Below are 18,131 nucleotides of genomic sequence, written 5' to 3'. Positions count from 1 at the left end.
GTGAACATTTTTAAAAAAACTGTTCATGGTCAAAGAATATATATCTTGTTACTATTGATTTTATCGACACGGTGTCGATAATTCAAGTCTAGAATAAAGGAGTTTATTAATGCAGAAGGAAATAGCGGAAAAAAATAAAAAAATCTTATTAATGGTCCTGATTGCTGGCTGTTTTTTATCAACATTAAATCAAACACTATTAAATGTAGCAATGAGTAATTTTATGGAGGTATTTCATGTTACGGCTGCAACTGTACAATGGCTATCAACAGGCTTTATGCTCGTAAACGGTATTTTAGTGCCGATTACTGCGTTTTTAATGAAACGTTTTACAACAAGGCAGCTGTTTATTAGCTCGATGTTCTTTTTGTTCATGGGGACTGTGCTATGTGCCTGTGCCATGAACTTTAGCATTCTATTAACAGGAAGAATGATTCAAGCAATTGGGGCAGGAATTATTATGCCACTAATGATGACGGTTATTTTGTATTTATACCCGAGTGAAAAGCGTGGAAGTATTATGGGAACTATCGGCTTTGCCATAATTTTTGCCCCAGCCATCGCTCCAACAATATCTGGCTTTATCATTGAATATGTATCATGGAGATGGCTATTTATTGGATTAACTCCACTCGTATTAATCGTCATTATTCTTGCTTTTAAATATTTAATGAATGTTGCAGACACAACAAAAGCAAAATTAGATATCGTAAGTGTCATTATATCAACGATTGGCTTTGGTTGTATTTTATTTGGATTTAGTAGTGCAGGAAGCAAAGGATGGACACATCCAGTTGTTATTACAACAATCATCATCGGAATAATCGTTACAACTCTATTCTGTTTACGTCAAATAAAGTCTAATGATCCATTATTAAATTTATCCGTATTTAAGTATAAAATTTTCACTCTTACATCAGTCATTAACATACTCATTACGATGATTATGTATGCCGATCTAATTCTTTTACCAATTTACTTGCAAAATGGACGAGGTTTTACCGCATTTGAATCAGGTCTACTTCTATTACCTGGAGCCGTGATTAATGCCTTCTTATCACCTATCACAGGTAAAATGTATGATAAATACGGGGCGAAACCACTCTTTATTACAGGTTTAGTATTTATCATTATTTCGATGTGGGGTGCAATTGATTTGACCGAATCCACAACTTATATGTATTTAATGGTTCGTACCATTATTTTACGAATTGGATTAAGTTTCATTTCGATGCCTTTAAATACAGCAGGGCTGAATGCTTTACCCAAAGAATTGGGTTCACATGGTTCAGCAGTAAATAATACCATTCGCCAATTAGCAGGTGCTATAGGAACAGCAGTTATCATCACAGTGTATACAATTCAAGCAACTTCGCATGCTTCTCAGTTATCCATTGAAAATGGAGACATTTCAGCTATACAACTAGCGAAATTATCTTCTATCTTCAGCTCAAGTGACGCCTATGTATTTATGTTATTCGTATCTTTTGTAGCATTAATTTTTGCATGTTTAATGCCTAAAAAAGTAGCCATTCAAAAATACGAAAGTGAATCACATAACTAAAATAGTCAACATTATTATTTAGTGTATTTAAAATGAAAGCATATCTGAGAAATCTCAGATATGCTTTGTTATTTTTCAGATATTGCAATTCCATATAATTCATCTCGGATTAGGTAATTTTAATGGTCTTTTTACATCGTATATCTACTTTAGGATGGGATCATATTAATTTACGGGATTAATTCAGAGAAAATGATCACCCTAAATTCTTTAAGGACCATTAAAACTTTCTTAACGTTGTAACTCCGCATTTTCCTGACGCTATCCTAATAAGTGTTGCTTTATTATAAATTATCAATCTTTATTTTAAATAATCTAACTTTGTTTTAAATGATCAATCTTTTTTATAAAACCACAATAAGTGAGTTAACGTTAACTTTGTGGAAGCATATTATTGCACAACAAAAAAGGAAGCATAACCCCGCATTTTATGAAAAGTTACGCTTCCTGTTATATTAAAAAACCACCAATATATGTATTGGTGGAGACGGTGGGAGTCGAACCCACGTCCAGACATAACGGCACTTAAGCTTCTACGAGTGTAGTCGATATATTCGCATTTCGCGAACTCATTAGCCTATCGACAGGCGGCAGAGCAGCTAGTCTGATTGGTCTCTTCCTTCATCCTCAGACGGTGGATTCCGGCGTATCCCACTTAGAGTGAGTCCCTTACCCTACCACGTGGGCCATGGAGGGAGGAACAGCTATCGACTGTTGTTACGCAGCGAAAGCTAGGTTGTTGTTTTGTTTGCCAGTTATAGGCGTTGACGTTTTAACGAGGCCGATCCCCTCGACTCGCAACTTAAGCTCGAACTATCCCTGTCGAATCCGTAACGTCCCCATGATTAAAATGGAGCGTACGAGAAAAGAATAGTCAGCAAGTTGTGCTGATATTCAGTTGTCATCGGTACAGGATTAATTATAACAGATTCATTTAAAAAATCAATTGTAAGGTCTTGGCAGTTCTACATCTTCTGTCTGTCGCGAAAAGCACGTTCAATATCACGTTTCGCTTCCTTCTTCTTCAGGTCTTCACGCTTGTCATATTGTTTCTTCCCTTTACCCAGCCCAATTAAAACCTTGGCAAAGCCATTTTTCAAATACATTTTCAAGGGTACAATTGTGTATCCTGTTTCTTTCGTTTCCCCAATAAGCTTATTAATTTCCTTTTTGTGCAGGAGAAGTTTTCGTGTCCGTAATGGATCATGATTGTAACGGTTTCCTTGCTCATAAGGGCTGACATGCATATTATGTAGATACAATTCGCCGTTTTCAATTTTGGCAAAGGAATCCTTTAAATTGGCTTTTCCAGCCCGAATCGATTTGATTTCTGTCCCTTGCAAAACAATTCCTGCTTCAAAGGTATCTTCAATAAAGAAATCATGAAATGCTTTTTTATTTTGTGCTAATTGCTTCCCTGAGCCTTTTGGCATCTAACTCTCCCCTTTATCATCCAATCAGGGAGAGGATGACTGGATCATCCTCTCTCCTCAATCTTATCTCTTTTTAGGTTTTCTTTTGCGCTTAGCAGCGGGCGCATTTTCAAAGAATTTTTTCTTCTTTTTCGGTTTTCTTTCTGAAGAAGACGAATCACTATTGCGATTGCCTCCACGGCTTCCGCCTTTGCTTTCGTTACGGCCCGAATTACCACCGCGGCCTCGTTTACGCTCACCTGAATTAGCCTTGAATATTTTCTTCTCCCCAGAAGGACGAGGACGGCTAACTTTCATGCCGATGATTTCAAAATCAATGGCCCGTTCCTCTTTATTCACGTTGGAAACACGTATGTCTATCTCATCGCCAATCCGGAATACCTTACCTGTTCGTTCCCCGATCATCGCAAGCTGACGCTCATCAAAGCGGTAATAATCATCCGTCATAAAGCTGACATGAACAAGCCCCTCAATGGTATTCGGCAGCTCAACAAACATTCCGAAGTTCGTAACAGATCCAATGATACCGGTGTATTCTTCACCAATTTTATCAAGCATGTACTCTGCTTTCTTCAAATCATCGGTTTCCCGCTCAGCATCGACTGAGCGACGTTCGCGCTTCGACGTATGATCGGCAATCTCAGGTAAAATGGCATTCCACTTTCCCTTGGTAGCTTGATCTAGTTTACCCTCCACCAAATAGGTCCGAATTAAACGATGCACGATTAAATCCGGGTAACGGCGTATCGGTGATGTGAAATGGGTATAAAACTCAGCTGATAAGCCAAAGTGACCCAAACTCTCCGGATCATATTTAGCCTGTTGCATTGAACGAAGCATTACGGTTGAAATAACCGTTTCTTCCGGTTTTCCAGCAACAGCCTCAATGATTTCCTGTAAAGCCTTTGGATGAACATCATTGGCCGATCCTCGAACAATATATCCGAAGTTCGTAATGAATTCAAAGAAACGCTGCAGTTTTTCAGGTTTCGGATCCTCATGAATACGGTAAATGAAAGGTACATCAAGACGATGGAAATGCTCTGCAACAGCTTCGTTAGCTGCAAGCATGAACTCTTCAATCAGCTTTTCCGCAACTGATCTTTCACGTAATACAACTTCAGTGGGATGTCCTTCTTCATCCACAACGACTCTCGCTTCATTAAAATCAAAGTCGATTGCACCGCGGTTCATCCGCTTTTTACGAAGAATGGCCGCTAACTTCTCCATGTCCTGGAACATAGGTACCAGCGCTTCATAGCGTTCGAGTTGTTCTTCATCTTTGTCCACAAGAATTTTGTTCACATTGCCATAAGTCATTCGTTCCGTCGTTTTAATGACACTTTCAAAAATTTCATGATTGACGACATCGCCATTTGGCGTGATTTCCATTTCACACGATAGTGTAAAACGATCAACTTGAGGGTTCAAAGAACAAATACCATTCGATAAACGATGCGGAATCATAGGAATAACCCTGTCCACCAAATAAACGCTCGTACCTCTTTCAAGAGCTTCCTTATCGATCGGTGAACCTTCCTTCACATAATGGCTTACGTCAGCAATATGTACACCCAACTTGTAATTGCCATTTTCAAGTTTAGAAACCGTAACAGCATCATCCAAGTCCTTCGCATCCGCTCCATCTATCGTTACTAATACATCATTACGCAAATCCCTGCGGTTGCCAATTTCACTTTCTTCAATGGTATCCGAAACGGCATTAGCTTGCTCCATGACTTCTTCAGGGAACTCCATTGGCAAACCATATTTATGAATTACTGACAGAATATCCACGCCAGGGTCATTCTTATGCCCAAGAATTTCAATGACTTCTCCTTCTGCACTTACACGTCCTTCAGGATAAGAAGTCAGCTTAACAACAACCTTATGACCCTCTACCGCTCCATGAGAAGCATGCTGTGGAATGAAAATATCATTCGCAATTTTTTTATCATCTGGGATGACAAAACCAAAACTTTTACTCTCGGAGTATGTACCGACTACTTGTGTAATTCCGCGTTCAAGTATTCTAATCACTGTACCTTCTTGTCTTGAGCCAGATGTTTCTGAAGAAACACGGACCATGACGATATCTCCATGCATTGCTGTACCTGTTTCATTTGGCGGAATGAAAATATCATCCATTCCTGGATTATCTTCAGGTGTAACAAATGCGAAGCCCTTAGCATGTCCTGTTAACTTACCGCGAAATAAGTTCATTTTTTGCGGCAGACCGTAACGATTGCTTCTCGTTCTGACTACCAATCCCTTTTCTTCCATCTTAACTAGCGCCTTCACGAAATTCTTGAAGTCTGCTGAGTCTTCGATTTTTAGAGCCTCTTCAAGTTCTTGTACTGTTAATGGCTTATACGCTTCGTCTGTCATATACGTCAAAAGCTTGTTTATGTGTTCTTGAATGTTATCTTCCATAAAACCCCTCCTATTCAGGGTATGATAAATTTGTTATTCGGACCAATCCAGACTTTCTAAAAATTCAAATACATCTTCATGCAACTGGTTACGTTCTTTATCAAGGGTTATGACATGACCGGATTCTTCATACCACTTGATTTGTTTAACAGGTGATTCGATAGCTTCATAAATAATATCGGCACTTTTCGGATTGATTACATCATCATGCCGACCCTGCACGACAAATGTCGGCGTGTAGATATGATCGACGTGCTCTCGTACATCAGTTATCAATTCCTGAAGAGCTTTCAATGTATTCATAGGTTTGTCAGCAAAGCGGTCCATTTCCTGCTCTATTTGTTCTTGTGTTTTCCCTTCGTACTTCTTAAATTCTCTGGCGTACTCCAATACTCCTTTATACATCATTTCTTCACTTTTAATATACATAGGCGCACACATTGATACGATACCCTTTATAGGTACAGTGTAACCTAATTTCAGAGAAAATACGCCTCCTAATGAGAGTCCAGCAACAGCAATTTCTTCATGGCCTTTTCTTTTTAAAAAATCATAGGCCATCATGACATCTTTCCACCAATCAGCAGGACCCGTTTTTACCAATTCCTCTGGTGGCACACCATGTCCTTTATAGTGTGGGGCATGACAGGTGTATCCCTGTTTCTCCAAGTATCGGCCAAGCATACGTACATCTGCAGAATTTCCCGTAAATCCGTGTAAAAGTAAGACAGCTCTTTTTCCGCCTTCAAAAGTAAAGGGCTGTTGCAGCTTGATTTTCATGATTATAAGCTCCTTTATTTGTAAATAGCATCCAAAAAAATTTCTGTATTTTATCATTAAGTGCTAAAATTACTATATCTATACATACAACTATGGTGCAAAGAAAAAAGCCTAGCTATTTAGCTAGACTCATTTTTGATCCATTACACATCAAAGAATGCAACAAGTAAAGTTAAAGCAAAGAATAAAACAGCTAATACTATCGTTGCCCGATGTAAAATTAGGTCTAAGCCGCGTGCTTTTTGTTTTCCGAATAACTGTTCAGCACCACCGGCAATCGCACCTGATAAACCTGCGCTTTTTCCTGATTGAAGCAATACCGTCACAATAAGAGCGATACTAACAATCACTAAAAGCGTTATGAGAATTGCATGCATGCAATTACACCTCCTGAAGGACCAATACAATTAATTTAACTTTACCACACCCAATAAATATCTACAATCTTTGTTATGATTTTATGGTAAGAACTTCTAAACTTTTATAGTCCTTGTTTTCTTTTTGAATCAAAGTTTGAGATAATTTACTTAAAGAGAAGAAAGAGGTGTCACCATGTTTAAGTCCATACTTCGGATTCTTGATCTCCTGACCATCCTATTCTCGGCGGTTGCCGGTTATTCTTTATGGACAGGCGGTAGCAATCTTATGAGTGTCCTGTTAATCATCCTATCACCGCTTTTATTGTTGCTAGCTAAGTATCATGGAAACCGGTACATATTATTCGCTGCATATATCACGACAACAATTTATTTTACTGCTATTATTTATAATGGACTTTCCAATAGCAGTATCGACTTTTTCCAATCAAGCTTCCATGTCCTTCTAATGGGGGCAGCAGCTGTTTTACTGAGTATCATAGCCGCAGTTATTGGGTTTGGAACTAATACCCTTACGATTCTCTGGCTATCGCTACACGCCCTAGTCACATTTGAGACAATCAGAATGTCATCTGGTTTCCTTTCGCACTTTTGGTCTACACCAGTCGTTGAAGCCGCAGTCCGTAATGATTATCCTTTTTTGTTGATGGTAGTCTGGATTGGATTATTTCTGGATAAATATCAGAGTGAATTAACAAGGGACTATTTATCCCGGTAATATTGTAAAAACTTTATCTTTTGGAAATCTTATTTTAAAAGCAAGGGGCCTTTCATATGTTAAAACCTATATTTGCAGCAACTGCTCTTTCAACTTTTATTCTATTAGCTGGATGTTCATTTGACCTATCCAACGATGATAAAAAAGAGCAAAAAGAAGAACAGCCGATCTCCCAAGATACGGAGACAGAAACTAATGAGAAAAGTGATTCAAATGAATCGGCCCAACGCCAGGTAGAAGTCGATACGACTGTTAAACCCGCACAGAAAGGGCTTCAGACATTGGCCGAACCGGAAAGCATACCTGTCCTTGTCAATAAACAATACAGTCTGCCGGAAGATTACAAACCTGACGATCTCTTCTATCCAAAAGTAGATTTCATCTTTCAAGATAAAATTGAAAAAAGAATGATGCGAAAAGAAGCAGGAGAAGCTCTTGAAAAAATGTTCCAAGCTGCTGAAAAAGAAAACATGCATTTAGCTGGCGTCTCTGCCTACCGCTCACACCAAACACAAATCTCTATCTTTAATAACTATGTGAAAAGAGATGGGGAAGAAAAAGCTAAAACCTACAGTGCTCTGCCCGGAACAAGCGAGCATGAAACAGGTCTAGCTATTGATGTTACGACCCATGATGGTGCATGCGCTGCTCAAGACTGCTTCGGCGACACAAATGAAGCTACATGGCTGGCCGAACACGCCCATGAATACGGATATATTATCCGCTATCCAAAAGGCAAGGAAAGCATCACAGGCTATAAATACGAACCATGGCACATCCGCTATGTTGGTGTTGATACCGCTGCTGAAATTTTTGAAACTAATAGTACATTAGAAGAATTCTATAATGCAGTTCCCGTACAAGCTGTAACGGATAAATAAAAAAAGGTGCCCAGATGCGGCACCTTTTTTTTGGATGAATTCGATTTAATCAAACGTTTGATTAAATCTATTTATCAGGCTTGAACCCAATGTTATTAAGGTTTTCATTAAAAAGCTGGCTCAGTATTATCGTCTTTCAACGAATTTTAGAGTCAGCCTTTTTTAGAAGATTACTTCTTCAAGTTATAGAAAGATTTCAAGCCGCAGGATCACCAAGCTGGTCTTCAATGCGAAGAAGTTGGTCGATTGCATGTGATTTCATGAAATCCACCTAGTTCCCTTTGCCAAATCTATTAATGTCAATTGAAATAAAAAAGAAGAAGATTTTCATCTCCTACTTTTTTATAAAAACCTATATACGCGTCTCTTTTTCCATTTAACAACGTCATAATGTATTTAATAACTTCATCAGGTTTAATATCTTTAATAGAAACATATATTAATGTGTCACCAAATTCTTTTTCCACTAGATAATATTCTTTCCAGTTATTTATTTCTATCATGAACTCCTTCAAAAATCCTTTATAATAAAAAACCCCCTATTTAAATGTGAATTACCACATTTAAATAGAAGGTCAAAAGCATTAATCTGTACTAATTAAATCTGCTTCTCGTCAGAAGCGGACTTCAAAATAATTACTTCTTCAAGTTATAGAAAGATTTCAAGCCACCATATACAGCCAAGTCACCAAGCTGGTCTTCGATGCGAAGAAGTTGGTTGTATTTAGCGATACGGTCTGTACGAGACATAGATCCCGTTTTGATTTGCCCTGCGTTTGTTGCAACAGCGATGTCAGCGATTGTAGCATCTTCTGTTTCACCTGAACGGTGGGAAACGACTGCAGTGTAACCAGCGCGTTTTGCCATTTCGATCGCATCAAACGTCTCAGTTAGTGTACCAATTTGGTTCACTTTGATCAGGATGGAGTTGCCGATGCCTTTTTCGATGCCTTCAGCCAATTTTTTCGTGTTGGTTACAAATAAATCGTCACCCACTAATTGAACTTTTGAACCTATGCGTTCAGTTAAAAGTTTGTGTCCATCCCAGTCATTTTCATCCAAGCCGTCTTCAATAGAAAGAATCGGGAATTCATTCACTAGCTCTTCATAGAAAGCAACCATTTCTTCGGATGTTACTCCATTGCGGCCTTCGCCTGCAAGATCGTATTTGCCTGTTTCTTTGTTATAGAATTCAGATGAAGCTACGTCCATACCAAGGTAGATATCTTCGCCTGCTTTGTAGCCTGCTTTTTCAATTGCCTCGATAATGACTTGTAACGCTTCACGGTTTGAACCAAGGTTTGGCGCAAATCCTCCTTCATCACCTACAGCCGTGTTCAGGCCTTTAGCAGAAAGAACAGATTTTAAGGCATGGAATACTTCAGCACCCATACGAACTGCTTCTTTGAAGCTAGGAGCACCGACAGGAAGAATCATAAATTCCTGGAAGTCGACATTGTTATCGGCATGTGATCCACCGTTAATGATGTTCATCATTGGAGTTGGAAGTTGTTTTGCATTGAACCCTCCAAGGTAACGATACAATGGTAAACCGGAAAATTCCGCAGCAGCGTGGGCAGCAGCCATTGATACACCAAGGATTGCATTAGCTCCCAAGTTTCCTTTGTTTTCTGTACCATCCAGTTCAATCATGGTAAGGTCAAGGCCTGCTTGGTTTGTTACATCCAAACCGATAACAGCTTCAGCAATGATCTCATTTACATTATCAACTGCTTTTTGTACCCCTTTACCCAGGTAACGAGATTTATCTCCGTCACGAAGCTCAACTGCTTCGTGTTCTCCTGTGGAAGCACCTGATGGTACAATTGCTCGTCCGAAGTATCCGGACTCTGTTTGGATTTCTACTTCTACTGTTGGATTACCACGAGAATCTAGTACTTCGCGTGCATATACATGTTCGATGTACGGCATTATAAATCTCTCCTTTTCCAATTCACAATTTTATTTAGATAATAGGGATTTCCCTGTCATTTCAACAGGTTTTTCGACTCCAAGCAAATCAAGCATCGTTGGAGCTAAATCACCTAGGATACCACCTGTTCTTAATGTTACCTGATTTTTAGTGATAATGACAGGCACAGGATTTGTTGTATGGGCTGTCATGGGGTCGCCTTCAAGCGTTACAACTTCATCAGCATTCCCATGGTCAGCGGTTATGATTACTGTTCCGCCTTTTGAGACGATTAGATCGACAATTTTACCTAGGCATTCATCCACGGTTTCAATCGCTTTAATAGTCGGCTCCAGCATCCCTGAATGGCCGACCATATCCGGGTTGGCAAAATTCAAGAGAATAGCATCAAACCGGTCCGCCTCAATTTGTTCCAACAACGCATCCGTGACTTCATAGGCACTCATTTCTGGCTTTAAATCATATGTAGCAACTTTCGGAGAATTAATTAAAATTCTCTCTTCTCCAGGAAACTTCTCTTCACGTCCGCCGCTCATGAAAAATGTCACATGAGGATACTTTTCAGTTTCAGCAATGCGAAGCTGGGTTAGTTGATTTTGAGAAAGTACTTCTCCTAATGTATTATCAAGATTTGTTGGCTTAAAAGCAACATATCCGTCAACAGTTTCTGAAAAATGTGTCAAGCAGACAAAATGCAGATTATTCGGATGACCTGGACCACGGTCAAATGATCGAAAATCCTTATTCGTAAACGTATTTGAAATCTGAATTGCCCGGTCTGGACGGAAGTTATAAAAAATAACCGCATCATCATCTTTTATGGTCGCTACCGGTTTCTCATCTTCCGCTGTAATGACTGAAGGTATCACGAACTCATCAAAAATACCATGTTCGTAAGAGTCTTCTACACATTCCATCGCAGAAGGGTAAGCAGGTCCATCACCGTACACCATTGAACGATAGGATTTTTCCACACGCTCCCAGCGTTTATCACGGTCCATGGAATAATATCGTCCGGATATGGTCGCGAACTGACCAACACCAATTTCCTTCATTTTCGCTTCCGCATCCTTAATATAACCTTGTGCCGTTTTCGGTCCAACATCCCGTCCATCTAAAAATGCATGAACATATACGTTTTTAACTCCTTCTTTAGCCGCCAATTTCAGCAGGGCATACATATGTTCAATATGACTGTGCACACCGCCATCTGAAAGGAGACCAAACAGATGAAGGTCTGTACCTTTTTTCTTGGTATGGTTCATGGCATCAAGCAAAGTTTGGTTTTCTGCAAACTCTCCTTCACGAATTGCTAGGTTCACACGGGTCAGACTTTGATAAACGATCCGTCCGGCCCCTATATTCAAGTGACCCACTTCAGAGTTCCCCATTTGACCAGCAGGCAAGCCGACAGCTTCCCCGCTTGCAGTTAAATGGGAATGCGGATACTGGTCCCAATAACGATCAAAGTTCGGTTTTTTTGCATGAAAAACAGCATTTCCTTCTTCTTCATTGCGGCAGCCAAAACCGTCTAAGATGATAAGTGCCACTGGCGACTTACTCATAGTGACCAGCCTCCAGCAATTGTAAAAAGGAATCGGTTTTCAAGCTTGCCCCGCCTACCAATGCACCGTCAATATCAGGCTGTGCCATGTACTCTTTGATATTCTCAGGCTTCACACTGCCGCCGTACTGAATGCGAATGGCTGCCGCTGCTTCGTTAGAAAACTTATCAGCAACAACTGAGCGGATATGTGCACAAACTTCATTTGCATCCTGAGCAGATGAAGATTTCCCTGTTCCAATCGCCCAAATCGGCTCATAAGCAATAACGGCTTGTTTCAATTGGTCATCAGATAGCCCCGCAAGGCCTTTTTCAATCTGGCTACCAACGAAATCATTCGTTTCTCCAGCTTCCCTCTGCTCAAGTGTTTCACCACAACAAATGATAGGCGTTAACTGATTTGCAAAAGCAGCATGAGCTTTTTTATTTACGGCTTCATCCGTTTCATTGAACATTTCCCGGCGTTCAGAATGACCAAGAATGACATATGATACACCAAGATCAGCCAAAGCAATTGGACTGATTTCTCCTGTGAAGGCACCATTTTCTTCAAAGTGCATGTTTTGCGCGCCGATTTTCACATCGGTTCCTTTTGCTGCTTGAACAAGTTGATCCAAAAATAAAGCTGGAGCACATACAACTGAATCGATTAAATCTTGCTTCGGAATCAAATTGCTCACTTCTTCTAAAAAGGCAGTCGCTTCAGATAGTGTTTTATTCATTTTCCAGTTTCCTGCAATAATCGGTTTTCGCATTTGGTTTCTCATCCCTTCTAAAGTTGATATTATTAACGGTTCACTCTTATTTATCGTTCAAGGCTACTACGCCAGGAAGCTCTTTGCCTTCCATAAACTCCAGAGAAGCACCGCCACCAGTTGATATATGGGACATCTTTTCTGCTAAGCCAAACTTTTCAGCAGCTGCAGCAGAATCCCCGCCGCCTACAATGCTGTAAGTATCTTTTGCTTCCGCCAATGCTTCAGCAACAGTTCTCGTTCCATTCGCAAATTTATCGAATTCAAATACACCCATTGGTCCATTCCAAATTACTAACTTAGAGCCCTTGATTACATCTGCAAATAATTCACTTGTTTTAGGTCCAATATCAAGCCCCATTTTATCATTTGGGATAGCATCAATATCGACATTCTGGGCTTCTGCATCAGGTGAAAATTCTGCTGCTACAACAGCATCAATCGGCAAATGCAGTTGTACGCCTTTTTCTTTCGCACTCTCAATGAAAGATTTAGCCAGCTCGATTTTGTCTTCTTCTAATAAAGAATTACCGATTTCATGACCTTGTGCTTTAATAAATGTATAACCTAATCCACCACCAATAATCAAGTGATCGACATTTTCCAACAGGTTCTCGATAACACCTATTTTATCCTTTACCTTTGCTCCCCCAATTATAGCTGTAAAAGGACGTTCTGGATTGGATAGAGCTTTTCCTAATACCGCAAGCTCTTTTTCCATTAACAATCCAGCAACAGCAGGAAGATGATGGGCTATCCCTTCCGTTGAAGCATGTGCACGGTGCGCAGCTCCGAATGCATCATTTACATAAACATCAGCCAATGCAGCAAATGACTTCGCTAATTCAGGATCGTTCTTCTCCTCACCAGGATAGAAACGAACGTTTTCCAATAATAGAATCTCGCCATTTCCCATGTTATCAATGATTGATTGAACTGACTCCCCGTAAGCTTCTTCAGCCTTTTGTACATCTTTGCCACTAAGTTCACTTAGTCTTTCCGCAACAGGAGCTAAGCGCAATTCTTCAACAACTTGTCCCTTTGGACGACCAAGGTGGCTGGCTAAAATAACTTTAGCACCTTGTTCTGTCAGATAGGAAATCGTCGGCAGTGCAGCTTTTATTCTCGTATCATCCGAAATCTTTCCGTCCTGCATCGGAACGTTGAAATCAACACGGCAAAATACGCGTTTCCCCTTTAATTCAATATCTCTAATCGACTTTTTATTCATAATCCAAGAACCCCCTTAGATATTGTTATCATATTTTTGATTCTTTTAGTCAAAAAGGGAGAGGGTAAATATCCCAACTCCCCTTTTCTCTTTTTCATTATAGTCGGTTTCCAGGAAATTATCCAAAAACAAGAAATGTAAACGCTTGACTGTTTAATGACTTACTAATAATATCATCTTCTGCCAAGTTTTTTTAGAGGTGTTATTAAAAAAACCTCACCTTGGTGAGGTTTTTTTTAATATTCTAATTACAATCCTTTTTTAGCCAAATAGTCGATTAAATCTACAACACGGCTAGAATATCCTGTTTCATTATCATACCAAGATAATACTTTTACCATGTTTCCTTCCATTACCATCGTGGAAAGAGCATCAATTGTAGAAGATGATGCGTTACCGTTATAGTCACCTGATACTAGAGGAAGTTCGCTGTAATCAAGAATTCCTTTTAGTTCTCCTTCTGATGCTTTTTTAAATGCTGCATTAACTTCTTCAGCTGTTACATCTTTTTCAAGCTCTGCAACAAGGTCGACTACAGATACGTTTGGAGTAGGTACACGCATTGCCATACCATTCAATTTCCCTTTAAGTTCAGGAAGAACAAGTGCAACAGCTTTTGCTGCCCCAGTTGTTGTAGGAATGATATTTTCAGCCGCTGCACGTGCTCGACGATAATCTTTATGAGGCAAATCAAGGATTTGCTGATCATTTGTATAAGAGTGAACTGTAGTCATCATACCGCGTTTAATTCCGAATTGTTCATGAAGTACTTTAGCAAATGGAGCTAAACAGTTTGTCGTACAAGAAGCATTTGAAATAACGTGGTGGTTTTCTGCATCATATTTGTCTTCGTTTACACCCATAACGATCGTGATATCTTCATCAGATGCAGGAGCTGAAATAATAACTTTTTTCGCGCCAGCTTCTAAATGTTTAGCAGCATCGGAACGTTTTGTAAAACGTCCTGTAGATTCTACAACTACTTCTACTCCTAGTTCTCCCCATGCTAACTGTGCAGGATCACGTTCAGCCAATACTTTAACCTTATGACCATCAACAACTAAGTAATCCCCATCCACTGTTACTTTTTCATTAAGAGAGCCATGAATTGAATCATATTGCAGAAGGTGCGCTAACATATTAGCATCTGTTAAGTCGTTAATAGCTACAATATCTACCTCAGGATTACTCAATGCTGCCCGAAATACATTACGTCCAATACGTCCAAAACCATTAATTCCAACTTTTACTGCCATGAAAAATTCCTCCTTTTAAGTTCGCAAATATATTAAGGGGTATAATTCCCCTGTATTAACTCTTGTGCTGCCGCTTCATCGGTGATTAAAACCGTCGATGAAGGTGCGCCTTTCATATATGAACGGATTGCTTTTGCTTTAGTTTTCCCACCTGCTACAGTAATCACTCGCTTTTCAGGGCTAAGATCATCTAATTGAATGCCGACAGTCAAAACTTTATGGACAACTTTTCCGTTTTCATCGTAATAATAACCGAATGCTTCTCCTACAGCATTTCCATCAATCAGCTTCTTTAACATTTCTGGTGTAGAATTTCTTCTTTTAGCCATTGCCAAAGCATCACCAATTCCATGGATAATCATATCGGCTGACTTGATTTGGGAAATAACTTCTTTAATTGCAGGTTCTTTCATAAAGGAAGCATATACCTCACCGCTTAATTGATCAGGTACATATAACACTCGGTACGAGGCATGCGTCCTATGTGCCATTTTCTCTACAATGGTATTAGCTTGATTCTGTACAGCTTCACCAATTCCACCGCGAGCAGGGACAAATGTCAATTTCCTTGACGCTTCATCAGGTGACAAAGAATTAGCTACTTCGGCCATTGTTGATCCACCTGTAACAGCAATGGTATTCTTTGATTCCCACTCTTGTTTCATACGGTTTGCACACGCTTTGCCCAATTCTTTTTTCACCCATGGAATTTCATCACAATTACCAGAGACTATGATGACTTCATCAACTTGTAATATGTCCTGCAACTTCCGTTCCATTATGTCAATACCCATTACTTCACGCATTATTCCTTCTAACTTATCCAGGATCTCCATCCCTTCATCAGTGAGAGTCATTCCAGAACTGAATATATTTATCAGGTTCTGACTTTTCAGAAAATCAACCTCACCTCTTAGCGTTCGCTCCGTCAAATTAAGGCTAACTGCCAGACTTCGCCTTCCAACTGGCTGCATCATTTTGATATAACGCAGGATATCATATCTTTTTTGCATAACCATAAGGAAATCAGGTAATAATTTTCTTTGTACCTCGAGTAATGTACGCATGTTTAAAACTCCTAAAAGTTAAAGTTGGACACTTTATGTCCCGTATAGTCATTTAATGTCCCACTTAAAACAAAAAAATATTCCTGCTACATATTTTATTCTAGCAGGAACGGAATGTTTCTTCAAATGATTTGAAAAATTATTTTTCCACAAGCCTATTTAAAGCTGATTTATCAACATTTCCGAATTGAATTATATTACCTTTCCATTCTATAACAGGAATCATAAGCCCGAACTTTTCAAGTAAAGCATCATCTGAATAGATATCAATTTCCGTATATACTATACCTGATTCAAATTTAATCTCTTCAAGAACCTGTTTGGCCTTTTCACATAATGGACATTTTTCCCTGCTGTATAAAACAAACACATTTGATTCCAAATCACTCATCCTTTTCAATCATATCTTTTTCGTTTAGATGAAGAAGGAATCCCTAATTGTTCGCGGTATTTGGCGACAGTTCGACGTGCCAGAATAATTCCATTCTCCTCTTTTAATCGTTCAGCCAAGTCCTGGTCCGAAAGCGGCTTTTGTTTATTTTCACTATCGATCGCTGCCTGGAGGCTTTTTTTTGCTTGCATGCCCGACATATCTTCATCAAGGCCGACAGATTGTAAAGAAGTAGTGAAAAATATCCGCATCTCTATCGTACCAAATGGTGTCTGCACGTATTTCCCTTTAACAGCCCGGCTTACTGTGGACTCATGTATGCCAAGCTCGTCGGCGATTTCTTTCATGGTCATCGGCTTTAAATAATTTAAACCGTGATGAAAGCACGCTGGCTGTTTTTCGACTATACACTGAATAACCTTCAATATAGTCTCTTTTCTCTGTTGAATCCCTCTTGAGATCCATTGGTATTCTTGCCACTTATCCTGGATAAAACGTTGCACTCCCTGGTCCTTATGACTCTTCATTCTGTTTAAATACCCTTTATCCACATTAAGATTGGGTGTGTTACCATCATAATTCCCGACAAGCAGGATTCCGTCACGAACTTCCACGACTACATCCGGCACAATATAGGATGGTTTTTCCTGAAAAAAGAGTGAAGCAGGACGCGGATTCAATGTCTGGACATAATCAAAAACTTCTTGAATCTCCTTCATTGTAACGCCAATTTTTTTACTTAAGTCTTTCCACCGCTTTTCAGCAAAATCGAGGAAATGGTTTTCTATGATCGATTCTGCCAGCAAATTCACACCTTCTGCTTTTACCTGAAGTAAAAGACATTCTTGAAGATTCCTCGCTGCAAGCCCATGCGGTTCGAGTTGCTGTAAAAGTCGTAGGCTCTCTTCTAAAACGACTGAAGATATCCCCGGAACACATATATCTTCCAGCTGGATTCGCAAGTAACCGTTTTCATCAAGGTTATGAATTAAGAGCAACATTGCCTTCTGCTGCTCACCAGAAAGTTGCTGGTGATTCACTTGCGACATGACATGCTGTTCAAGTGAAAGGGTATCTTCACTGATTTGTTCAATCCAATAATTGGCATCATACGTATTTTTAAGAGTTCGTTTACCCTTTTTCCGGTCAAGGGTTGGTTGAAACAAAGCAGATGTTGGCTGATCTAGGGACAGTAATGGATTTTCCACCATTTTATTTTCTAAAAAAGCGGAAAGCTCTTGTGCGGAGTACTGCAACAATGTAATAGCTTGCATCAACTCCTGGGTCATTGCCATTTTTAATGTTTGCTGTTGAAAAAGTCCTGCTTTCATATTCATACTCATCGATTCATCCCTCCCCCATTCCATTTTACATTATCAGGAGAAAATTCTACACAAAAACCCATGAAAACGCTTACGTTTTTTTCTGAATAGTGTGTTTGTTTTAAATACTATATGTCAGGAATGCGATTTTCACAACTATTTTTATTGAGAAATCAACATTTTCCAAGGTTTATGACTAATATTTTCCAAAAGAGGATGACATTACATGATTCGATGGAAATTTACGGAAATCGATTAAATTCATCAAAAATCGCTTGGATCCATCGGATGCCTTCACTTAAAAATGACAAATAAAAAATCCCCCACTTAATTAAGCAAGAGATTGGTAATGCCCTCGGCAGGAATCGAACCTGCATTTCAAGCTTCGGAGGCTTGCGTTCTATCCGTTGCACTACGAGGGCGAAA

16 protein-coding genes, 1 tRNA gene and 1 other RNA gene are annotated in these 18,131 nt (G+C 39.4%); 3 read left to right on the top strand and 15 right to left on the bottom strand.

Annotated elements, in window-relative coordinates; translation table 11 throughout:
* Positions 1-109 precede the first annotated feature (109 nt).
* Entirely contained in the window at positions 110-1,564 is a 1,455-nt protein-coding gene (locus AKG34_RS23885) for a DHA2 family efflux MFS transporter permease subunit (protein ID WP_053348627.1), read from the top strand.
* Between the two features lie 479 nt (positions 1,565-2,043).
* On the opposite strand, the gene ssrA is transcribed toward AKG34_RS23885, so the two are convergent.
* The 5 genes from ssrA to secG all read right to left on the bottom strand — a co-directional run bounded on the left by ssrA (position 2,044) and on the right by secG (position 6,587).
* Positions 2,044-2,405, bottom strand: a transfer-messenger RNA (tmRNA) gene (ssrA, locus tag AKG34_RS27270).
* A 124-nt stretch (positions 2,406-2,529) separates the two neighbouring features.
* A complete protein-coding gene (gene smpB, locus AKG34_RS23880) occupies positions 2,530-2,997 on the bottom strand; it encodes an SsrA-binding protein SmpB (protein WP_053348626.1) in 468 nt (155 codons plus the stop codon).
* Between the two features lie 63 nt (positions 2,998-3,060).
* Positions 3,061-5,430 (bottom strand): ribonuclease R, encoded by a 2,370-nt coding sequence (gene rnr, locus AKG34_RS23875; protein WP_053348625.1) that lies wholly within the window; start codon positions 5,428-5,430, stop codon positions 3,061-3,063.
* 33 nt (positions 5,431-5,463) lie between these two features.
* Positions 5,464-6,210, bottom strand: a complete 747-nt coding sequence (locus AKG34_RS23870) for an alpha/beta hydrolase (protein ID WP_053348624.1) — start codon at positions 6,208-6,210, stop codon at positions 5,464-5,466.
* A gap of 143 nt (positions 6,211-6,353) precedes the next feature.
* Entirely contained in the window at positions 6,354-6,587 is a 234-nt protein-coding gene (gene secG, locus AKG34_RS23865; RefSeq protein WP_053348623.1) for a preprotein translocase subunit SecG, read from the bottom strand.
* Between the two features lie 175 nt (positions 6,588-6,762).
* Between secG and AKG34_RS23860 the strand changes: the two genes are divergently transcribed.
* Together AKG34_RS23860 and AKG34_RS23855 are read left to right on the top strand one after the other, a co-directional pair.
* The gene (locus tag AKG34_RS23860; RefSeq protein WP_053348622.1) at positions 6,763-7,305 is read left to right on the top strand and encodes a hypothetical protein; all 543 of its coding nucleotides are present in this window, start codon (positions 6,763-6,765) and stop codon (positions 7,303-7,305) included.
* Between the two features lie 56 nt (positions 7,306-7,361).
* Positions 7,362-8,186, top strand: a complete 825-nt coding sequence (locus AKG34_RS23855; RefSeq protein WP_053348621.1) for a M15 family metallopeptidase — start codon at positions 7,362-7,364, stop codon at positions 8,184-8,186.
* Between the two features lie 299 nt (positions 8,187-8,485).
* Here AKG34_RS23855 and AKG34_RS23850 read toward each other — a convergent pair whose 3' ends face one another.
* The 10 genes from AKG34_RS23850 to AKG34_RS23805 all read right to left on the bottom strand — a co-directional run bounded on the left by AKG34_RS23850 (position 8,486) and on the right by AKG34_RS23805 (position 18,127).
* The gene (locus AKG34_RS23850) at positions 8,486-8,689 is read right to left on the bottom strand and encodes a hypothetical protein (protein WP_053348620.1); all 204 of its coding nucleotides are present in this window, start codon (positions 8,687-8,689) and stop codon (positions 8,486-8,488) included.
* 133 nt (positions 8,690-8,822) lie between these two features.
* Complete coding sequence (eno, locus tag AKG34_RS23845) at positions 8,823-10,118, bottom strand: phosphopyruvate hydratase (protein WP_053348619.1); 1,296 nt, start codon at positions 10,116-10,118, stop codon at positions 8,823-8,825.
* A gap of 30 nt (positions 10,119-10,148) precedes the next feature.
* Positions 10,149-11,684, bottom strand: a complete 1,536-nt coding sequence (gene gpmI, locus AKG34_RS23840) for a 2,3-bisphosphoglycerate-independent phosphoglycerate mutase (protein ID WP_053348618.1) — start codon at positions 11,682-11,684, stop codon at positions 10,149-10,151.
* Positions 11,677-12,438, bottom strand: coding sequence for a triose-phosphate isomerase (tpiA, locus tag AKG34_RS23835; RefSeq protein WP_053348617.1), 762 nt, complete (start codon positions 12,436-12,438; stop codon positions 11,677-11,679). The genes gpmI and tpiA overlap by 8 nt, the downstream gene beginning before the upstream one ends.
* Before the next feature lie 46 nt (positions 12,439-12,484).
* Positions 12,485-13,669: a phosphoglycerate kinase gene (locus AKG34_RS23830; RefSeq protein ID WP_053348616.1), complete on the bottom strand. Its 1,185-nt coding sequence runs from the start codon at positions 13,667-13,669 to the stop codon at positions 12,485-12,487.
* 248 nt (positions 13,670-13,917) lie between these two features.
* Positions 13,918-14,925 carry a type I glyceraldehyde-3-phosphate dehydrogenase gene (gene gap, locus AKG34_RS23825; protein ID WP_053348615.1) on the bottom strand — a complete coding sequence of 336 codons (1,008 nt, stop codon included), beginning with the start codon at positions 14,923-14,925 and terminating at the stop codon, positions 13,918-13,920.
* Positions 14,926-14,957: 32 nt separating this feature from the next.
* Complete coding sequence (locus AKG34_RS23820; RefSeq protein WP_053348614.1) at positions 14,958-15,992, bottom strand: sugar-binding transcriptional regulator; 1,035 nt, start codon at positions 15,990-15,992, stop codon at positions 14,958-14,960.
* A 139-nt stretch (positions 15,993-16,131) separates the two neighbouring features.
* The gene (locus AKG34_RS23815; RefSeq protein WP_236695037.1) at positions 16,132-16,374 is read right to left on the bottom strand and encodes a glutaredoxin family protein; all 243 of its coding nucleotides are present in this window, start codon (positions 16,372-16,374) and stop codon (positions 16,132-16,134) included.
* A gap of 14 nt (positions 16,375-16,388) precedes the next feature.
* Positions 16,389-17,726 (bottom strand): RNA polymerase factor sigma-54, encoded by a 1,338-nt coding sequence (gene rpoN, locus AKG34_RS23810; RefSeq protein WP_236695036.1) that lies wholly within the window; start codon positions 17,724-17,726, stop codon positions 16,389-16,391.
* A gap of 329 nt (positions 17,727-18,055) precedes the next feature.
* Positions 18,056-18,127: transfer RNA gene (locus AKG34_RS23805), tRNA-Arg, on the bottom strand.
* Positions 18,128-18,131 lie beyond the last annotated feature (4 nt).

Source organism: Peribacillus butanolivorans, from assembly GCF_001273755.1.
Taxonomy (GTDB): domain Bacteria; phylum Bacillota; class Bacilli; order Bacillales; family DSM-1321; genus Peribacillus; species Peribacillus butanolivorans.
This window is presented reverse-complemented; position numbering and strand designations above follow the sequence as displayed.

Bases quoted from the DNA above. Each gene is read 5' to 3' on its own strand.
- AKG34_RS23885 (WP_053348627.1), top strand. From the start codon at position 110: ATGCAGAAGGAAATAGCGGAAAAAAATAAAAAAATCTTATTAATGGTC.
- smpB (WP_053348626.1), bottom strand. From the start codon at position 2,997: ATGCCAAAAGGCTCAGGGAAGCAATTAGCACAAAATAAAAAAGCATTT.
- rnr (WP_053348625.1), bottom strand. From the start codon at position 5,430: ATGGAAGATAACATTCAAGAACACATAAACAAGCTTTTGACGTATATG.
- AKG34_RS23870 (WP_053348624.1), bottom strand. From the start codon at position 6,210: ATGAAAATCAAGCTGCAACAGCCCTTTACTTTTGAAGGCGGAAAAAGA.
- secG (WP_053348623.1), bottom strand. From the start codon at position 6,587: ATGCATGCAATTCTCATAACGCTTTTAGTGATTGTTAGTATCGCTCTT.
- AKG34_RS23860 (WP_053348622.1), top strand. From the start codon at position 6,763: ATGTTTAAGTCCATACTTCGGATTCTTGATCTCCTGACCATCCTATTC.
- AKG34_RS23855 (WP_053348621.1), top strand. From the start codon at position 7,362: ATGTTAAAACCTATATTTGCAGCAACTGCTCTTTCAACTTTTATTCTA.
- AKG34_RS23850 (WP_053348620.1), bottom strand. From the start codon at position 8,689: ATGATAGAAATAAATAACTGGAAAGAATATTATCTAGTGGAAAAAGAA.
- eno (WP_053348619.1), bottom strand. From the start codon at position 10,118: ATGCCGTACATCGAACATGTATATGCACGCGAAGTACTAGATTCTCGT.
- gpmI (WP_053348618.1), bottom strand. From the start codon at position 11,684: ATGAGTAAGTCGCCAGTGGCACTTATCATCTTAGACGGTTTTGGCTGC.
- tpiA (WP_053348617.1), bottom strand. From the start codon at position 12,438: ATGCGAAAACCGATTATTGCAGGAAACTGGAAAATGAATAAAACACTA.
- AKG34_RS23830 (WP_053348616.1), bottom strand. From the start codon at position 13,669: ATGAATAAAAAGTCGATTAGAGATATTGAATTAAAGGGGAAACGCGTA.
- gap (WP_053348615.1), bottom strand. From the start codon at position 14,925: ATGGCAGTAAAAGTTGGAATTAATGGTTTTGGACGTATTGGACGTAAT.
- AKG34_RS23820 (WP_053348614.1), bottom strand. From the start codon at position 15,992: ATGCGTACATTACTCGAGGTACAAAGAAAATTATTACCTGATTTCCTT.
- rpoN (WP_236695036.1), bottom strand. From the start codon at position 17,726: ATGAGTATGAATATGAAAGCAGGACTTTTTCAACAGCAAACATTAAAA.